At 58.0% G+C, this 16668-nt stretch carries 19 protein-coding genes, 2 tRNA genes and 1 pseudogene; 7 read left to right on the top strand and 15 right to left on the bottom strand.

From position 1 onward, the window contains the following. Nucleotides 1–5 precede the first annotated feature (5 nt). The 5 genes from KQH55_RS07380 to KQH55_RS07360 all read right to left on the bottom strand — a co-directional run bounded on the left by KQH55_RS07380 (nucleotide 6) and on the right by KQH55_RS07360 (nucleotide 4544). Nucleotides 6–1052 (bottom strand): quinone-dependent dihydroorotate dehydrogenase, encoded by a 1047-nt coding sequence (locus KQH55_RS07380; protein ID WP_076786882.1) that lies wholly within the window; start codon nucleotides 1050–1052, stop codon nucleotides 6–8. Nucleotides 1053–1091: 39 nt separating this feature from the next. Beyond that, nucleotides 1092–1946, bottom strand: coding sequence for an arginyltransferase (locus tag KQH55_RS07375; RefSeq protein WP_076786884.1), 855 nt, complete (start codon nucleotides 1944–1946; stop codon nucleotides 1092–1094). Between the two features lie 341 nt (nucleotides 1947–2287). Beyond that, the gene (gene aat / locus KQH55_RS07370; RefSeq protein ID WP_235090512.1) at nucleotides 2288–3028 is read right to left on the bottom strand and encodes a leucyl/phenylalanyl-tRNA--protein transferase; all 741 of its coding nucleotides are present in this window, start codon (nucleotides 3026–3028) and stop codon (nucleotides 2288–2290) included. Between the two features lie 68 nt (nucleotides 3029–3096). Further along, a complete protein-coding gene (locus KQH55_RS07365; RefSeq protein ID WP_076786888.1) occupies nucleotides 3097–3642 on the bottom strand; it encodes an NUDIX hydrolase in 546 nt (181 codons plus the stop codon). 825 nt (nucleotides 3643–4467) lie between these two features. Beyond that, a tRNA-Met gene (locus KQH55_RS07360) sits at nucleotides 4468–4544 on the bottom strand. Between the two features lie 227 nt (nucleotides 4545–4771). Between KQH55_RS07360 and KQH55_RS07355 the strand changes: the two genes are divergently transcribed. Together KQH55_RS07355 and KQH55_RS07350 are read left to right on the top strand one after the other, a co-directional pair. Further along, a complete protein-coding gene (locus KQH55_RS07355; protein WP_076795446.1) occupies nucleotides 4772–5269 on the top strand; it encodes a heme-degrading domain-containing protein in 498 nt (165 codons plus the stop codon). An 84-nt stretch (nucleotides 5270–5353) separates the two neighbouring features. Continuing rightward, complete coding sequence (locus KQH55_RS07350) at nucleotides 5354–5641, top strand: DUF1488 domain-containing protein (RefSeq protein ID WP_076786893.1); 288 nt, start codon at nucleotides 5354–5356, stop codon at nucleotides 5639–5641. A gap of 143 nt (nucleotides 5642–5784) precedes the next feature. Here the strand turns inward: KQH55_RS07350 and KQH55_RS07345 are convergent, their stop codons facing one another. The 3 genes from KQH55_RS07345 to KQH55_RS07340 all read right to left on the bottom strand — a co-directional run bounded on the left by KQH55_RS07345 (nucleotide 5785) and on the right by KQH55_RS07340 (nucleotide 7813). Beyond that, nucleotides 5785–6213 carry a hypothetical protein gene (locus KQH55_RS07345; RefSeq protein ID WP_076795444.1) on the bottom strand — a complete coding sequence of 143 codons (429 nt, stop codon included), beginning with the start codon at nucleotides 6211–6213 and terminating at the stop codon, nucleotides 5785–5787. Between the two features lie 358 nt (nucleotides 6214–6571). Beyond that, the gene (locus KQH55_RS16530; protein WP_255710750.1) at nucleotides 6572–6700 is read right to left on the bottom strand and encodes a hypothetical protein; all 129 of its coding nucleotides are present in this window, start codon (nucleotides 6698–6700) and stop codon (nucleotides 6572–6574) included. Between the two features lie 966 nt (nucleotides 6701–7666). Then, a complete protein-coding gene (locus tag KQH55_RS07340) occupies nucleotides 7667–7813 on the bottom strand; it encodes a hypothetical protein (protein ID WP_170872409.1) in 147 nt (48 codons plus the stop codon). Between the two features lie 214 nt (nucleotides 7814–8027). Between KQH55_RS07340 and dusA the strand changes: the two genes are divergently transcribed. The 3 genes from dusA (at nucleotide 8028) to KQH55_RS07325 (ending at nucleotide 9637) form a co-directional block, all read left to right on the top strand. Further along, the gene (gene dusA / locus KQH55_RS07335) at nucleotides 8028–9053 is read left to right on the top strand and encodes a tRNA dihydrouridine(20/20a) synthase DusA (RefSeq protein ID WP_235090511.1); all 1026 of its coding nucleotides are present in this window, start codon (nucleotides 8028–8030) and stop codon (nucleotides 9051–9053) included. A 134-nt stretch (nucleotides 9054–9187) separates the two neighbouring features. Continuing rightward, nucleotides 9188–9263: transfer RNA gene (locus KQH55_RS07330), tRNA-His, on the top strand. Then, nucleotides 9236–9637 carry a hypothetical protein gene (locus KQH55_RS07325; RefSeq protein WP_212667357.1) on the top strand — a complete coding sequence of 134 codons (402 nt, stop codon included), beginning with the start codon at nucleotides 9236–9238 and terminating at the stop codon, nucleotides 9635–9637. Before KQH55_RS07330 ends, KQH55_RS07325 begins: the two co-directional genes overlap by 28 nt. Here KQH55_RS07325 and KQH55_RS16855 read toward each other — a convergent pair. Continuing rightward, a complete protein-coding gene (locus KQH55_RS16855) occupies nucleotides 9609–9869 on the bottom strand; it encodes a hypothetical protein (protein WP_373566370.1) in 261 nt (86 codons plus the stop codon). The genes KQH55_RS07325 and KQH55_RS16855 overlap by 29 nt on opposite strands. Nucleotides 9870–9894: 25 nt before the next feature. On the opposite strand from KQH55_RS16855, the gene KQH55_RS07315 reads away from it, so the two are divergent. Then, nucleotides 9895–10197 carry a HigA family addiction module antitoxin gene (locus tag KQH55_RS07315; protein WP_076786903.1) on the top strand — a complete coding sequence of 101 codons (303 nt, stop codon included), beginning with the start codon at nucleotides 9895–9897 and terminating at the stop codon, nucleotides 10195–10197. A 495-nt stretch (nucleotides 10198–10692) separates the two neighbouring features. Here KQH55_RS07315 and KQH55_RS07310 read toward each other — a convergent pair whose 3' ends face one another. From KQH55_RS07310 to lexA, 6 genes and pseudogenes are all read right to left on the bottom strand, one after another. Continuing rightward, nucleotides 10693–11016, bottom strand: coding sequence for a hypothetical protein (locus KQH55_RS07310; protein WP_235090510.1), 324 nt, complete (start codon nucleotides 11014–11016; stop codon nucleotides 10693–10695). Nucleotides 11017–11341: 325 nt separating this feature from the next. Continuing rightward, nucleotides 11342–11497, bottom strand: a complete 156-nt coding sequence (locus KQH55_RS16850; RefSeq protein ID WP_235090509.1) for a type II toxin-antitoxin system mRNA interferase toxin, RelE/StbE family — start codon at nucleotides 11495–11497, stop codon at nucleotides 11342–11344. Nucleotides 11498–12104: 607 nt separating this feature from the next. After that, nucleotides 12105–12845: pseudogene (locus tag KQH55_RS07300) on the bottom strand (lytic polysaccharide monooxygenase); the annotation flags it as partial. A gap of 764 nt (nucleotides 12846–13609) precedes the next feature. Continuing rightward, a complete protein-coding gene (locus KQH55_RS07295) occupies nucleotides 13610–14272 on the bottom strand; it encodes a DUF2939 domain-containing protein (protein WP_076786907.1) in 663 nt (220 codons plus the stop codon). 24 nt (nucleotides 14273–14296) lie between these two features. Beyond that, nucleotides 14297–14713: a hypothetical protein gene (locus KQH55_RS07290; RefSeq protein WP_076786909.1), complete on the bottom strand. Its 417-nt coding sequence runs from the start codon at nucleotides 14711–14713 to the stop codon at nucleotides 14297–14299. A gap of 20 nt (nucleotides 14714–14733) precedes the next feature. Then, nucleotides 14734–15381 (bottom strand): transcriptional repressor LexA, encoded by a 648-nt coding sequence (gene lexA, locus KQH55_RS07285; protein ID WP_076795441.1) that lies wholly within the window; start codon nucleotides 15379–15381, stop codon nucleotides 14734–14736. Between the two features lie 217 nt (nucleotides 15382–15598). Between lexA and KQH55_RS07280 the strand changes: the two genes are divergently transcribed. Beyond that, nucleotides 15599–16648 carry a sulfate ABC transporter substrate-binding protein gene (locus KQH55_RS07280; RefSeq protein ID WP_076786913.1) on the top strand — a complete coding sequence of 350 codons (1050 nt, stop codon included), beginning with the start codon at nucleotides 15599–15601 and terminating at the stop codon, nucleotides 16646–16648. Nucleotides 16649–16668 lie beyond the last annotated feature (20 nt).

Raw genomic sequence — 16668 nt, 5'->3', positions numbered from 1 at the left:
GTTCCCTATACTATGCGCGAATTGCGATGGTCAGCAGTGGCACGCACGCATTCGGCCACCAGCGTCGGGCCGCGGTAGATCAGGCCGGTATAAAGCTGTACCAACGATGCACCGGCTGCAAGCTTTGCATTCGCGTCCTCGCCGCTGAAAATCCCGCCCACGCCGATGATTGGCACCGTGTCGCCCAATTGCGTGTGCAATTGTTGGATCACCCGGTTGGACGAATCGAACACCGGCCGCCCGGACAGGCCGCCGGCCTCGTCGCCATGGCGCAGGTCCTGCACCGCGGTGCGCGACAGCGTGGTATTGGTCGCGATCACGCCATCGATACGGTGCCGCAGCAGCGTGTCCGCAATCGACTTGATCTGTTCGTCGTCAAGGTCCGGCGCAATTTTCAGCGCCAGTGGCACCTGCTTGCCGTGCAGATCCGCCAGTCGCTGTTGCTTGTCCTTGAGCGCGCCTAGTAGCGCATCCAGTTCGCCGGCGGCTTGCAACTGGCGCAGGTTCTTTGTATTCGGCGATGAGATATTGACCGCCACATAGCTGGCGAACGGATAGACGCGCTCTAGGCAGTACAGGTAGTCGTCGACCGCGCGCTCGATCGGCGTATCGGCATTCTTGCCAATGTTCAGCCCCAACACGCCACGATAGCGTGCGGCTCGCACGTTGGCGACGAAGGCATCCACGCCATGATTGTTGAAGCCCATCCGGTTGATCAACGCATCGGCCTGTGGCAGTCGGAATAGTCGCGGGCGCGGATTGCCCGGTTGCGGGCGCGGTGTCACCGTGCCGACCTCGATAAAGCCAAAGCCGAGCGCCGCCAATCCGTCGATGCAAGCGCCGTCCTTGTCCAGGCCGGCGGCAAGCCCCACCGGGTTGCGAAAGGTCAAGCCCATCACGGTGCGCGGCGCATCGGACGCGTGCGGGGCGAGACAACGCGCGATGCCGGCGCGGGCGGCCGCGCCCAGCAGGCGCAGCGTCAAGTGATGGGCGTCCTCCGCATCCATGCGGAACAGGGGCGCCCGTGCGAGCGGATAAAGGGAACTGAGCACGGAAGTAGGCTGGGCCGACGGCCCTGAGTCGAAAGCCCGTTATTTTACCGGGCGCGCAAGCTGTTCGATGGCGGTATCGAGCGGTGGCACGTCGGCCTGTTCAGGCTCCAGATCGCGCCATTGACCCTCGACTAGTCCCTCGAGCGGCTTGAAATTCGCCTTGTACGCCATCTTGCTGCTTTCGCGAATCCAGTAGCCCAAGTACACGTACGGCAACTTCAGACTGCGTGCCTGCTCGATCTGCCACAGGATGTTGTAGGTACCGAAGCTCGAGCGCTCAACATCAGGCTCGTAGAACGTATAGACCGAAGACAAGCCATCGCCGAGGATATCAATCATGCTGACCATGCGCAGTTTGCCCTTGCGGGGGCTCGCGCCTTCGCGCACCGCGCGCGAGCGCGCCGTGCCGCGTGGCTCGTACGGCTCGCGGAACTCGACCAGCCGCGAGTTGATGCGGCTTTGCAATAGAAACTGCTCGTACTGATCGCGACTGTCACGATCCATTCCGCCGCCGGCATGCCGTGCGGCTTGGTAGCGTATGTACAATGCGTAGTGTTCCTCGTCGTATTGCAGCGGCGAGACCGTCGCGACCAACTCGTGATGGCGGCGCCACACCTTGCGCTGGGTCCGGCTTGCATCGAAGCGCTCGACCGGCACGCGCACCGACACGCAGGCGCGACAGCCGTCGCAATAGGGTCGGTAAGTGAAGACCCCGGAGCGACGGAAGCCTGCCTTGACCAATTCGGTATAGACATCTGAGTTGATCAGATGACTTGGCGTGGCGACCTGTGAACGCGCAATGCGTCCTTCCAGGTAGCTGCAGGGGTAGGGCGCTGTCGCATAGAATTGCAGCGCCGACAGCGGCGATATCGGCAGTTCGTTCAGGTAGGTCACGTCAGCCCTTCACACAGCAATCATTTGCCCAATATGTGGCGACATCAGATCGCTTCGGTGCCGATGGCATGTTTGCGGCGGCCAAGTCAAGCCAGCACACGAGGCTGTATCAACGGTATCACGAAATGACGGCAGGTTGTGGCGCAGGTCTCCCGAGCAGCATAGTCGAAGGTTTCCACGGTACGAGAGCTCTTGCCAAGCAGCAGGGTGTCCCTTATAGGGCCGCCACTTCGATAAGCTTATCGGACAGCGTGGGCTCGCGCACTGCATTGCGTCGGACACGCAGCTTGCAAATTGCTTTCGACCCCAGCGGCAGGACCCCGCCGCGCAGTCCGGGCGAGCTAGTCGTGACTGTTGTTCCAGTAACGATGCAGCACTTGCTTGTCGAATTGCCACGGGATGGGCGAGTGCCGTATCGCAGCGCGCATGTGGGCGATAAACGCGCGACGCGATACTTCACGCGCGCCCAGCGAGGCAAGGTGAGCGGTGTTTTGTTGGCAATCGACCATATCGACCCGGTGCTCGCGCAAATGCGCGATGAGCGCGGCGAGGGCGATTTTCGACGCGTCCGTACGGTGTGCAAACATCGATTCGCCGTAGAACATGTGACCCAAGCTCACGCCGTACAGTCCGCCGACGCGTCGGCCCTCGACCCAGGTTTCGACGCTATGGGCCAGGCCGGCGCGGTGCAACGCCTCATAGGCGGCGATCACTGCGGGCGTGATCCACGTGCCATGCTGCCCGTTCCGGTTCGCGTTCGCGCACGCGTGCATTACGTCGACAAAGCCAGCGTCCACACGGATTTCCCATGAAGGCTCGCGCAGGACTTTTTTCAGAGTCTTGCGCAGCGACATCGACACCTTGAATTCACTGGGCACCAGGACCATGCGCGGATCGGGACTCCACCACAGCACAGGCTGGCCCTTCGAATACCACGGGAAGATACCGTGCTGGTACGCATCGAGCAGTCGTCGCGGATCCAGCTCGGCGCTCGCGGCAAGCAGGCCGGGTGCGCCGCTGGCTTCGTCCAGCGCGCGCTCAAGTGGTGGGAACGGATCGTCGGGGCTGAGCCAGGGAACCATAGTGAGATCGGCGTGCCGGCACGGGTGTTGCGTCGCGACGCCGCGCGGCGCGTGACCCGCGCGCGGGATTAGCTCTCATGCAGTGAGCGGAAGATGTCGCCGGTGTGTAGGCCGAAGCCGCCCGCGACGCGATCGGCAAAGAAAAAACGCAGCGTTTGCCCAACGGTCGGGAACGCGATTTCGTCCCAAGGGATATCGGCTTCATCGAATAGCCGCACCTCCAAGCTTTCCTCGCCGGCCTGCACGTCGATGTCGAGCAGCCGCGCGAGGTAGAACAGGTGCACCTGGTGCACATGCGGCACATTGAGCAGCGTGAACAGCGTCTGAACCTCGACGCGCGCGCCCGCTTCTTCCAGCGTCTCACGTGCTGCGCCCTCCGCGGTTGTCTCGCCGATTTCCATGAAGCCAGCCGGCAATGTCCAGTAGCCATAGCGCGGTTCGATCGCGCGGCGGCACAGTAGCACCTTATTGTCCCAGACCGGGACCGTTCCGACCACGTTACGTGGATTCAGATAGTGGATTGTATTGCAGTTGTCACACACGAAGCGCTCGCGGTTGTCGCCGGGAGGCACGCGCAGACTCACCACGTGGCCGCAGACAGAACAAAATTTCATCGATCGAGGGTCGGTGGGACAATGGTGCGCAGTTTAACATCGGGCGCGTGGCCGACATTCTAGGAGAGACGCAATGCAATCGCGAGAACCTCAATACTATCGCATTCCATTCCCCGTTCCCTGCTGATCGTCGATAGGCACTATGGTGCGAAACACCTTACGTCAACGCGGGAACGGGTACGGTCTTGGATAGCATGCGCCCGAACTGCTTTTACGGCATCGGATTGGCGCAATGGTTTGCTGGACTCAGCGTTGGCGAGTGTGTCTTTGCTGGGATGACAACTGAAATTGCATCGATACGAGGTGTCGCGTCCCCTTATGGGATTTCCGCCGATATTCATCGCTGATGTCCATACCACGATGAGACGCCAGTATGATCGGCGCAGGCAATCATCGAACATCATCATTGGACCTTAAATGGGTCTTTCGTCAGAGCGCAACGGACGGTGGATTGCGCATTCTAGCCAATACGACGGCATTGGGGTTAGTTCACTTAGCGTACTCACGCGTGATGTATTTGAAGTGAGATTGCGTGGGCGATGCGCAGAGCAGAAGCTGCCGCAGGCCTGAACAAGCTCGTCAGCGTAACCGTCGTGGGCCCGGCGTAGACCAATGTTGAGGCTGCGCCGTGTTCAGATCGAGCCGTGCTGGCTCGTCGGGGTAAAGGGAGGGCGCTTCGGGTAGCGGCAATCTTATCCGGTCTTGGCGTCGACGCTACAGCGTGAACTCCAGCATGACTGCCCCCGATACCACTCCAGATGCAACATTGCCTTGCCGGAAAACAAAAACCTCGGGTTTCGTACGACACCCGAGGTTTTCTGAATTTGGTTGCGGGGGTAGGATTTGAACCTACGACCTTCGGGTTATGAGCCCGACGAGCTGCCAGACTGCTCCACCCCGCGTCCGTCGAAGAATTAAATTATACACAGATCTGTTCTGCGGTGCAACGATGTGCAACGCGGAATGTTAGCGCAACGTGAAACTGCTTGGTTCGCGGATGCACTGCGCAGCGCCGCCATGCCGGTAAAATGCTGGCTGATGCGAGAGTCTGCGACTTCATTGGCTTCATCTTGGCCGGCCTTGCCGGCTTCTTATTCACCGGCGGCGTTGCCGGCCGGAACCATTGCCCATGGACATCACTCGAGACCTGCAGCACATTGCCCTTCAGGAAGAGGCGCTCGTTGCGCCACGCTTTGACGCGGATTTTGGATGGCAGCTCGGCGCACACTTGCATGAGCTTGCCAAGGCGAGGGCGCATGCCGTCGCGATCGACGTGCGCACGTTTGGCCATCCGGTGTTTTACTGCGCGCTGCAGGGCGCGACACCGGACAATGCGCGGTGGGTGCGCCGCAAGAGCAATACGGTGGAGCATTTCCGGCGTAGTTCGTACGCGGTGGGGCTGCGCCTTGCACAGTCCGGCGCCACGCTGGCCGACAAGTACGGCCTGTCGGGCGCCGACTACGCCTCGTACGGCGGCGCGTTTCCATTGACCGTGCATGGCGCGGGCGTAATCGGTTCGGTTACCGTGTCGGGCCTTGCGCAACGCCAAGACCATGAACTGGTGGTCGAAGCGCTCTGTGCTTTGCTCGGGCACGATTACAGCGGATTGGCGTTGCCGCACGACTGAATCGGCGTCTAGCGATCGACCGACTTGGCGGGCCATGTTGCGGCTCGCTAGAATGGGAATCCACGTCCGATTCCTGAGGCTGGCATGCAGATTGATTTTCCCGCTGAAGCCGGAGCGTACCGCGATAGCAACCTGACCGTGGAGTTCGATGCCATTGTCAATGGCGAGCGGGTACGTTGCGCCATCTCCGTTGAAGCCCTGGAGGATCATTTCGGTGTTGTATCGAACGACCGCGACGGCTGGATCCGCGCGTTCGACCGGGGCCGCGCGCGCATCCTCGAAACAGCGCGCGAGCATCTGAAGCGCTGCGACGGACACCCGGTGCTGCTCAAGAGCGGTCATTTCCCTCCTGGCGACGCGTTACGGGAGTGACCGGCGCGAACCGCCGGGCCGTGGGACCGCACGGTGGCCCTGCCGGCTCCGGATGATCCGCCGCGTCGCTGTCGCGGCCCGTCGGATCGTTGTGCTGCGCGGGCGCGACGGCGTTTCGGCCTGGCTTGCGCGCCGCAGGCGGTTCATGACGGCTCGTCACTGTCCTTCATGAACGCGCGCATGAACACCAGCGCGCCGAATCCCCACATCGCATTGACGACGAAACCGAACGCGAGGCGCGGCAGCATGTTGCCGCTAGGCCAGATACCGCGGATCGGGTCAAGCACGAACACCGTTGTTGCGGTCAGCACGACGCCGCCAAACACGAATGAGCCGAGCCATGGCGCAGGCCGTTGTGGATCGACGCGCAGCAGCCACGCCAGCACGATGCCCCATAGCGCGCCGAGCAGTGCGGTGAGCAGGAACTCGGGGACGCCGAGGGGGGCGAACGGCTTGATCGAGAACGGCAGTTGGTCGGTCAATGCGGCCGCGTGCAGCAACGCGATCGCCGCCTCGTGAAAAAACAGCACGGCGAGAAAGCCGGCAATGAACGGCAAAATGACACTTTGCATGATGGGATTGACAGACGGCAGGCGCGTGTTTGCACGCTTAGGATATTCATTATAGTGACCTCAGGTGAGGATTCGCGCATATTACGAATCGGCACAACTCAAGCTGAAAAAAGTTGCTTGGTTGGTGCAACTAGGTCATTAGGCTCGCAGTTCAGGGTGCGCCTGGCCCTGTCGATGTAGAAACACCATTTGACATCGTGTTGGCATCTTGACGTTGGCCATCACGACGCGCTTGATCGGCGGACTAAACTTAAAGGTTGGTGCTGAAGTGGTGGTGCTGGCTAAATCCACAGAAGTGTCGATCGCGCGTCTGTAGCGCGATCCTCGCCGCCGTTCAGTTGCTACATGTCGCGCCGTGCTACCGGGCGATCGCATCGCTTGGTAGGTGATCTCGCAGGATGCGGTCATTGGTCTTCGAATCCGGGCGCTTGATCGGCATGTTGTCCGGGTTATTGGCCTTGCCAGCGTCTTCAGGACGTTTCGACATACCACCTGCGCCGCTGCCTGGGACTGGCGCGGACGACCCAGCGCCCACAGCGGCAGATCTCGCGCCAGAGGCGCTTGCTACAGTGGGCGACGCCGCCGTGCCTGCCGGAATCGTCCAACCGGAGCACGGCGCGAGCTGGCTTGCCGCGCGGCTGGCGTAGGGCGCAGCGACTGCGGAGGTGGCCACCACTACGACGCTGTACTTCGTTAGCCATGTCATTTGCCTCATCGCTTTCTCCTTTTGTCACGCCACAGCGGCCGGCGCCTGCGCGAACTCGATTCTATCTTTCATTGAAGCATAAATCGCACTGCGGGGTACTGTGCGCTGTTGCAGGCGCTGGCCATGCCGGCGGGATTATGCTGGCCGGGACCGCACCGTGGCGCCGGCGGGCATTGCCGGCCAGCACGACATATTGCCCGATGAATCGGTGCTCGAACGCACGGAAGGCCGGCGCCGCGCAATGATGAGTTAATGACGCGTATGATCGCTACAATACTCATGCTGGCCGGATGCAACACGGTGTCTGGCGCAGGGTAAGGTATCTCCACGGGCGGCGGGGCGGTAACTAACTTCGCGGAGAAGGCGAAGTAGAAAAAAAGCCGCAGCGCGTGCTGCGGCTGAAGACTTTCCAATGGACCTAGTGTGGTCCAGCGATGATCGTAAAGGGCATACCCGGCCCCCTCTGTTCGCCTGGGCGCGCATTGATCCGCCAAAATGAATGAGGGAGGCTCGAGCATGGCGCCTGGTGGGCGATGGAGCAGGAGGCGAAGCCGTATCCTCTGGACGTGTAGAGCACACGGCGCTGTTTTGAGAGCCCGTGTCGACACCCGGCGGTGTATCTGTTGAAGTGGCAACCCAAAGCTGAAGATTGATGAACGGGCTGATATATGACACGAGCGTCGTCACAGCGAAGATCGTGGTTTGCCTGCTGCTGTGCTGCTAATAGCGCTTGTTGCTCACTTCGAGTCACATGCCCGGCGCCTGTGGGATTTCTTCCGGTTTGGGTGGCACCGGCATGTTCGTTTCGGCAGCATGGTCGAAATAATTGAGGACGACGCATACCATCCGGCCGATGGCGTCGGCGTATGGCTCGCGCTTGGCGCCGTCGAACATAGCGAGACGGTCTGCAGCGAGCGATAACGCTTAACGGCTCCGGGCTGCTGCGATGAGTTCAAGTTTTGAGGGAATGTATTTTTGAATTAGCAATTTCTTCAGCCGTCGCAGGCTGGGTTTTTTGCGCAAACACACGCGCGGGCGCGAAGCTGCCGCAGAGACGATAAAATATTATCTTATCCTTCATACTGCGCATTCTGCGACTGCTGCTCCAATGACCCATTTCGACGCCCATCGCGCCCGACGCATCTGCGTCGCGCCGATGATGGATTGGACCGACCGCCATTGCCGCTATTTCCACCGGCAGTTATCCCGCCACGTCTACCTATACACGGAAATGGTGACGACTGGCGCGCTGTTGTTTGGCGACGTCGCACGACACCTGTCGTTCATGCCACAGGAGGCCCCGATTGCATTACAGCTCGGCGGCAGCGAGCCGGACGAGCTCGCCCGCTGCGCGAAGCTGGCAGAGCGGTGGGGCTACGATGAAGTCAACCTGAATTGCGGCTGTCCGTCCGAGCGGGTGCAGCGCGGCGCGTTCGGTGCGTGCCTCATGAAGGAGGCAACGTTGGTCGCCGATTGTGTGAAGGCAATGTGCGATGCGGTCGCAATGCCCGTGACGGTCAAGCATCGGATCGGCGTAGACGCGATCGACGACTATGAGTTCGTGCGCGACTTCGTGGGCACGGTGGCGCAAGGTGGATGTCGCGTATTTATCGTCCACGCGCGCAACGCGATACTGAAGGGCCTGTCGCCGAAAGAGAACCGCGAGATTCCACCGTTGAAGTATGACTACGCGTACCGACTCAAGCACGACTTCCCTGAGTTCGAGATCGTCATCAATGGCGGCATCAAGACGCTCGATGAGGCGCATGAACACCTGCATCACGTCGACGGCGTGATGATCGGGCGCGAAGCCTATCACAACCCCTTTCTGCTGGCAGACGTCGATAGGCGCTTCTACGAGCCGTCGGCGCTGGTGCGCACGCGCGGCGAGATCGAGCAGGCGATGATCGAGTACCTTCGGGCCGAACAAGCTCGGGGCACCTACATCGGCGCCGTCACGCGGCATATGCTCGGGCTTTATCGCGACCAGCCTGGCGCGAGAGGGTGGCGTCGCGTGTTGTCGGATCATCGAAAGCTGGCCACTGGCGATCCGCGCATATTCGACGAGGCGCGCGCCATGCTCAACGCCCGCCCGCTCGGGTACGATCGCATGGCGAAAGCGCATACCGAGTGAAGCCAGTATCTGGGTCAGAATTTTTTGCGTTCTACCGCTAGCAAAATGGGAAATCCCTGCGTATAATTTCGGTCTTCGCTGGTGATCGTTCTTACCGGCGTGCAGCGTTCCTCGATATATCGGTTCCTGCAGTGGTGGCCGTAGCTCAGTTGGTAGAGTCCAGGATTGTGATTCCTGTTGTCGTGGGTTCGAGTCCCATCGGCCACCCCAAAGAATTTATAAGAATCAAGCATTTAGAAAACGGCGCTGAGGTGTTACCCAGTGCCGTTTTTGCTTTGCCATTCCCAATTTGGGCATTACATACCTCGCCGCTTCACGATCTTTGTGCGATCGTAGACAGCAACTTTGAAATGGCCAGCGTGATCTCGATAGCCTATCTGCAGCCGCGGCAAGTCGAGAAGTTTGAGCCTCCGATTGCCCGCCAACGTGGCGTATGCCGCGGCCATTCCGACGATGGTCCTTTGGCCGCCGAGCGATGCGATCTAAGACGTGAACGCCAGGAAGCCTTCCAGTTCCGCTGCCTCGGTGCGCGGATGCTCCTCGTTGCGCCGCACTTCACAACAGGGCACGGAAACGCTTTTTAACAACAAGCGCGTTGCCCGCTTCGCCACTATCGAGGCGGTCGCCATACGGAAATTGCAGCAACTGCACGCTGCTGTTGCTCTGGATTTTTTGAAGATTCCGCCGGGAAATCAGCTGGAGGCCGTGAAGCGAGATCGAATCAGCCAGTAAAGCATCCGCGTTAATAACCAATGGCACGTATGTTTCAAGTTCGCAAATGGCAATGCGACGGATGTGGAAATTGTCAACTACCATTAAACTATTATCGGGAGATGAACTTATGGCACGGGAAGTTCCGCTGGCGACGCCTGGCGAAATACTGGCACGCGAATGGCTTGAGCCAATGGGCATTTCGCAATATGCTCTGGCGAAAGCGATCGAGGTGCCACCGCGTCGTATCAACGAGATCATTAAACACGGTCGTGCCATCACGGCCGATACAGCTGTGCGGTTGGGCGCTTTCTTTGGTGTTGATCCGCAAAGCTGGATGAGCCTCCAGACGCACTACGATACGGAAATGACGAAGGAGCGGATCGGTGCCGAGAAAATCGCTGCGATCCGGCAACTTGCAACGTCGGTTTGACATAGCGCAAACCATGCACAATAATCTGCGATATTTGATACATGTCAAATGTACGTCCAAAGCCTGCTAAACGAAAGCCAGCGGGTTTTTTGCGTTTACCGACTCATCGGCCATTTAGACCGTCAAATTGCAGTCCAGGATAAGCCGGCAAGTGTCCACAGCAATTTCGGCATTGCGTCAAGCTTTTGTCATTACCGGCAACGATGCGCTGCATCTATGTACAGCATGGGGACGCACTGACCTGAACGTACTGCGACAAGAAACTAGTTAAAAGTCAGAGAAATTAAAGGTTAGGAAGAGAAAATTTTTCTACATCATTGTTTTGCCCACCTTACAGCTTAATAAAAGTTTTTCCGGTAAGGCGGGCGCCCGAAGCGCAGGCGCAATAGGACGATAAGATTTATGGTTTTTATTTGTGGTGGTTGTCATATAAGAGGAAAAATTTTGACTAAGCTTTATTAGCGGCTATTTGTTTGTTGTTGATTTTTGCATGTTTTAGCGGTACCTTTCGATAAGAATATAGGGGGTGCCTTCTTGTAAATGTTTGCTCATAGAAGGGCCTATTGTGTAAACTCCAATAATACGGAAACCCATGCTATAAAGTTGTGATGTGGTTGCTGCTGGTCTATAAAAAAACCTTTCCATAATTTCATCATCGCATATCCATTTCATATTAATTCCAATTTCTGTGCTGGCTATAATGGTTTTTCCTCTTTCCGCTTGTTTTGCAGGAAAGCAAAGCCCGCCATCCATTGCAAATGCATTTTTTGTTGTGAAGAATGCCATGCAAATTAAAGAGATAAAAAATTTATTATTCATTCTGCCTCTCCTTGATGAATAAGTTAAGAGACGTGACACAATGCGGACGTAAATGCACTTATAACAAGCTTGTCAGATGGCGCAATAAAAATTTCTCATGTGTGAGTGCGTCACTAGCAAGCCGTTACTTATCCTCACGCTCACCAAGCGTAACATGCGTTTTTCCAGATGGCTAGTATGAGAAGCCCAACTAACATGGCGACGTAACACATCGATGAAGGATACTGAATAATCCGCCATATTTGTTATAAATCATGCCAGGCGTGTGATCAAGTTTGCTGAAAAAAAGCCAGCGTTCACTAATTAGAATGCACTGTGAACGTTATCACTCGAATATTTCACTGTGTGAACCAAGCGGCGTTAATGAATGTCGGAATTCGACTTTCGGTAGGTCAGTCAGTAGTAGTTCGGGTTTAATGTGGCAATCGCGGTAGCCTACCCAACCGCCGGAAAGGTCGTGGGCGCGGTAGCGAGCGACCAACGGCTGGTTGATCGTTAGAGCGCGTAGTACCGGCTTGACCGCATCATTCAGCGTGGCGCGATGTCGCCCTTGGCCTCTTGCTTGTCGTCACGCTTGAATGCAGACGATCGGTCATTCATCGAATAGCCAAGCCAATGGCGATCGCCTGAGCGGGTTGTCGCCATGGTTACCTGCGTAACAATTGGCAGCCCAACCATTGCCGCGCGGCTCTGACGTGACTTCTCGATTCTATGCAATTACCTGACGCCATAACTCAAGCATGGAGAAAAATAATCCGGGATTTGCATAATCATTCAATAACCGTGAGATTAACAATTCAATCGAACTGCAATTATCGGATCACGCCGCAGAATGTTATGAATTTCTTGAACGGACTGAACTGAGAGCAGCAAGAGTGCCAAGCAAATATTGACGCCGCCGCTGTTCCCAACTGCGGTGAAGTCGCTTCATGCGTGCGTTCAACGCTACTAAGCGTGAGGGGGGGACGAGTTGAAGGGCTTTCGCCCATCATACGAAGGTGTGCCTGCTTACCGGCCTTAAGCGCGGAGCTGGACGCTCGGAGAGCGCCAGCTCAACCTATTTCAACACGGGTGTGCGTGCTTGCTCACTCACGCACGATCGTTACATCACTGCAATTAAAAAACCCCTCGTTGCCTGCATCTATACGTTGCCAGTAGCTATAAAGAACCGCATCGCCTTTACGATCTTCCGGAATAGAAACGTTGAGTTTATAAAATGACCGTACATTCGGCAAATGGCCTTCGCCATTAGCGGGCACCGGGGCCGGAGCGGGTGCATCGTAAATTAGGTCAAGATCAGACCAGGTTAGTGGTCGAGTCGGATCGTATGAGGGCTTGGAGATAAACACACGCATGCGTGAAGGATTATGTGCCGTCGTGTTTTCCCAGACCAGCTCTATAGCACCATTTTTGGGGGTAATTTTGGTTTTACGCCAAAGGGTCGTGGGTGTACGGTCCAGTCCCTGCTTACGCGGGTCACCTCCCGCGCACAGTAGCCCGTCGGGCACGGCCTTTATGATTTCGCTAAAATCCTCGGGATCCCTTGGATTGGCAGAAACCTCATTCCACTGCACAAACGGGTAAGGACTGTTGTCGCCTGCGCGATAGGCGGCCCGGCAATCAGCGTTCGGAATATCGGAGCCGTTGGGTGACCCCCAATAGCCTCCGTCCAAATTGCATTGATACTGTCGGGCGATCGGAAAGCCTACTGCGCCATGCGCGCTCACTTCCTGCACCACGCCGCTTATGCCTACTATCCCCGCTAACCATAGCCAAGTCGCACGCCAGCCCAGGCTAGAACGCCCCAAATTTTTTCTCATCTTTTTCATCGCTTTCTCCTTGAGATAAAAATTTAGCTTGTACCGCACCCGCTCCCAAATAGTTAGGCCGATCACTACGATGCCTAACACCATTGCAACAGCCAACCGACATACCTACTGGATACGCCGATCTACTTCTTGCCCGTTTGCCCACGGATCCACGCAAGCTGAATTAAACACGCTGAGTGATACAGGCTACTCGATACGCTGTTCCAGTCGCGCTTCTCTGTGTAGCCCACTTTTTCGCGCTCGCTACCAGTCTCATGGCGCTTTGCGATTTTTCAGCCAGTAACCCGTTTTTCTTCTAGACGGCTACGCACCGAAGCAACTCCATAGAATCACTTCGCTAAATATTATAGTAAGGTTGCGACTTGCTTCGGAACTTACTGTAGCCTAGGTATATTACTTTCGCAAGCAATTTTCATAAGTCGACAAGCACGCACGGGTCGCGCACGCACGAGTGCGGCCTTCGCTTGGTGAAGGGCACGCAAAACTCGTCAAACAACTACGATTAACTCAAAAAAAGCCAAAAAGTGCTACGGATGTCAATCCTCGCCAACACCATACGTAGCGTGGTCGTCTTGCCGGCGCCGTTTAGATCCAGTAACCCGTAGCACCGCCTGTTTGGCGGTAAATGACAGGGCGTCGACGGCCGTCTTATTTGCATAGGCTTTTTGGGCGCCGTTATCCACCACCGCAGCCGCCGAAAGGGCTTGATCGGCGCACTGCGGTGCGGGCTTGCATGAGTGTGCCGCGTGTCGCAACGGCCCGCATCATGAACCGTTGAGTTTGACGCCGACAAGTTGCCAACTGAAGACGCCGGTGCGATGAAAAATCGTTGTATATGGCGGCTCCTTCGGCTCAGCGCGATATCGGACCACGAACTCGTTGATGCCGCGATAGCCGGCGCTCACTTGAGCGCCGCCACTTCTGGACGTGCCGGCCACGGGCTGCCGGCCGCCTGGCGTACTGGAACCGGTTGAAGCCGAGGCGCCCGAAACGGCTGCGCCGCGTGTCGCATCGGCTTGCGGAGCCCGCACCGGGCCCGGTGGTGCCGTGTCGCTCGCCACATCGTGCGGGGGCATGCCGGCTAGCAACGCAGCTACGCCGTCTGGCGTCGCATAAATCTCGACAATAGGTGCGATCAATGCGGAGCCGACCATCGTGCCGACACTCGCGACTGCCTGCGCCAGCGGCGAATCATCCGCATGCGTGCCGACCGCGCGCGCGATTTGTGCATTGAGTTCCTGTTTCAGACTGGTACGCAATGCAGGGTAGTCGACGTATCGATTGACCGCCTCGGCGTCGCGTGCATCGGCTGCATGCTCCAGGCGGCTCAGGACGATATAAGGCGACGCGTAACTGAGCACGCCTGCCAGCACGCTAGCTAGTGCCACCCCTGCGGCGAAAAGACGCTTGAATGAGGCCGATGTCATATGCGCAGTTGTAGCGGGAGCAAATTAATCCAGCAAGCTGGGGGCAACCCCAGTCTCTTCTGCCGCGATATACTGGTCGATCATACTGCAAACCGCATCGATATGGCCCACGAGCACCACACGTGACGCACTGCGGTAGACGCGCACCGGATCGTCCTTCCGCAATGGGCGACGACGGGTCGGTTCGGCCTGAGGCACGCCGTGGCGCAGCGGCGAGCGCGCGAAAGCTGGCAACCCGGATGGCAATATTATGTGTGTCTGCATGACGTGTGCCACGTCGTTGTCCACCAGTGCGGTCGGGTGCTGTGCCGGCGTCGCGTCGCCCATCACCGGACCGAACAAAGTGGCGGGGCGCGACGATGCACCACATGGCACGAGGCCTCGCAGATAACGCAGGCGCCCGAACGCGCGTAATGGAAACAGGTGGGCAAGTCGTTTCATCGGTTTCTCTGTGTCGGTATTTAGAATGCGTTGGGACGGATCAAGCCGACCGCAACGCCTTCCAGTTCGAAATCTTCCTGTCCTGGGCTTACGACGATGTTCTCGTAATCCGGATTTTCCGCGATCAGTTCGATACCATTCGCCAGTCGATGGAAGCGCTTGACCGTTACATCGTCGCCCAGCCGCGCCACCACGATCTGGCCTTCTTTCACGTCGTGCTGTTTCTGTACGGCCAGCAGGTCTCCGTCGAAGATTCCCGCATCGCGCATCGACATCCCGCGCACTTTCAGAAGATAGTCGGGCCGGCTCGCAAACAACGCTGGGTCGCACGCGTAACGCTGCGCGATATGCTCCTGAGCCAGGATCGGACTGCCGGCCGCGACGCGACCGACTAGCGGCAGCGACAACTGCATGAGCGCCGGATGCGGTAGCGTGTAGTGGCGCGGTCCGTCGTCCGTCGACAGCAACCGGATCCCGCGTGACGCACCCGCCGCCAGTTCGATCACCCCTTTGCGCGCCAGCGCGCGTAAGTGCTCTTCGGCCGAATTGGCCGAGCTGAAGCCGAGTTCTGCAGCAATCTCGGCGCGCGTCGGCGGAAAGCCGGTGCGCTCGATCGCGCGGCGGATCAAGTCGTAGACCTGCTGCTGACGGACGGTGAGTTTAGTCATGGTTACTGTATGGATGAACAGACACCTGTATTTTTATACAGTATCAACGGTATTTCAAGTGCTATTTGAAGTCGCCGTTCCCCGCTCAGGAATAGAAGGGCGTGTCGCTCCGTGTCTTACGACTTTTGAATATAAAAGCATAAGGAACGATTATTTTTGATAATGAAATGCGTTCGTTAGACTTGGCCGGTCCCTCACGACATCCACGGGCATACAAATGAGTGAACAGGTAACGGGGCGGGCGCGGCAGTGCGACAGCGCATCGGCGTGGCGGCGCCTGGCCGCGGCATGGGTGCTAACGGGCGGCGTCGTGGTCAGCGGCACGTCCGTCGCGGGCAGCACACTACTCAATGTATCGTACGACCCGACGCGGGAGCTGTACCAGGATGTGAATCAGGCGTTCGCAAAGGAATGGAAGGCCAAGACCGGTGAGAGCGTTTTGTTCAAGCAGTCGCACGGCGGCTCAGGCGCGCAGGCGCGCTCGGTCATCGATGGCTTGCAGGCGGACGTCGTCACGTTGGCGCTGGCCTACGATATCGACGCGATCGCCAAGAAGGGACTGATGGATGCGGATTGGCAAAAACGCTTGCCGGACAATGCGTCGCCGTACACGTCGACGATCGTGTTCGTCGTGCGCAAAGGCAATCCGAAACGTATTAAGGACTGGGACGATCTGGTCAAGCCGGGCGTGTCCATTATTACACCGAACCCGAAGACCTCCGGTGGCGCACGTTGGAACTACTTGGCTGCATGGGCGTACGCGTTGCACCAGCCGGGCGGTAATGAGCAAAAGGCGCGCGAGTTTGTCGCAAAGCTGTACAAGAATGTCGGAGTGCTCGATTCCGGCGCGCGGGGAGCGACCACCAGCTTCGTGCAGCGCGGCATCGGCGACGTGCTGCTCGCCTGGGAAAACGAGGCATTTCTATCGCTCAAGGAATTCGGGCCCGATACATTTGAGATCGTGGTGCCATCGGTCAGCATCCTGGCCGAACCGCCGGTCGCGTTGGTCGATAAGGTGGTGGACCGACACGGCACGCGCAAGCTCGCGCAAGCTTACCTGAACTTCCTGTACACCGAGCAGGGCCAGCAGATCGCGGCGAAGCACTTCTATCGGCCGCGCTCGAGTAAGGTGCCCGAGGCGCTGACCCGGCCGTTCCCAAAGCTCAAGCTGTATACGGTCGACGATACATTCGGCGGATGGGCGAATGCTCAAAAAGTGCATTTTGCTGACGGTGGAGTATTCGATTCGATTTATCAGCCACAGTAAACCGACGACGGCCGCCAGGC

This window comes from Mycetohabitans sp. B3 (assembly GCF_021498065.1).
Classification (GTDB): domain Bacteria; phylum Pseudomonadota; class Gammaproteobacteria; order Burkholderiales; family Burkholderiaceae; genus Mycetohabitans.
Note: the sequence above shows the minus strand (reverse complement) of the source record. Positions and strands in the feature narration are given on the sequence as shown.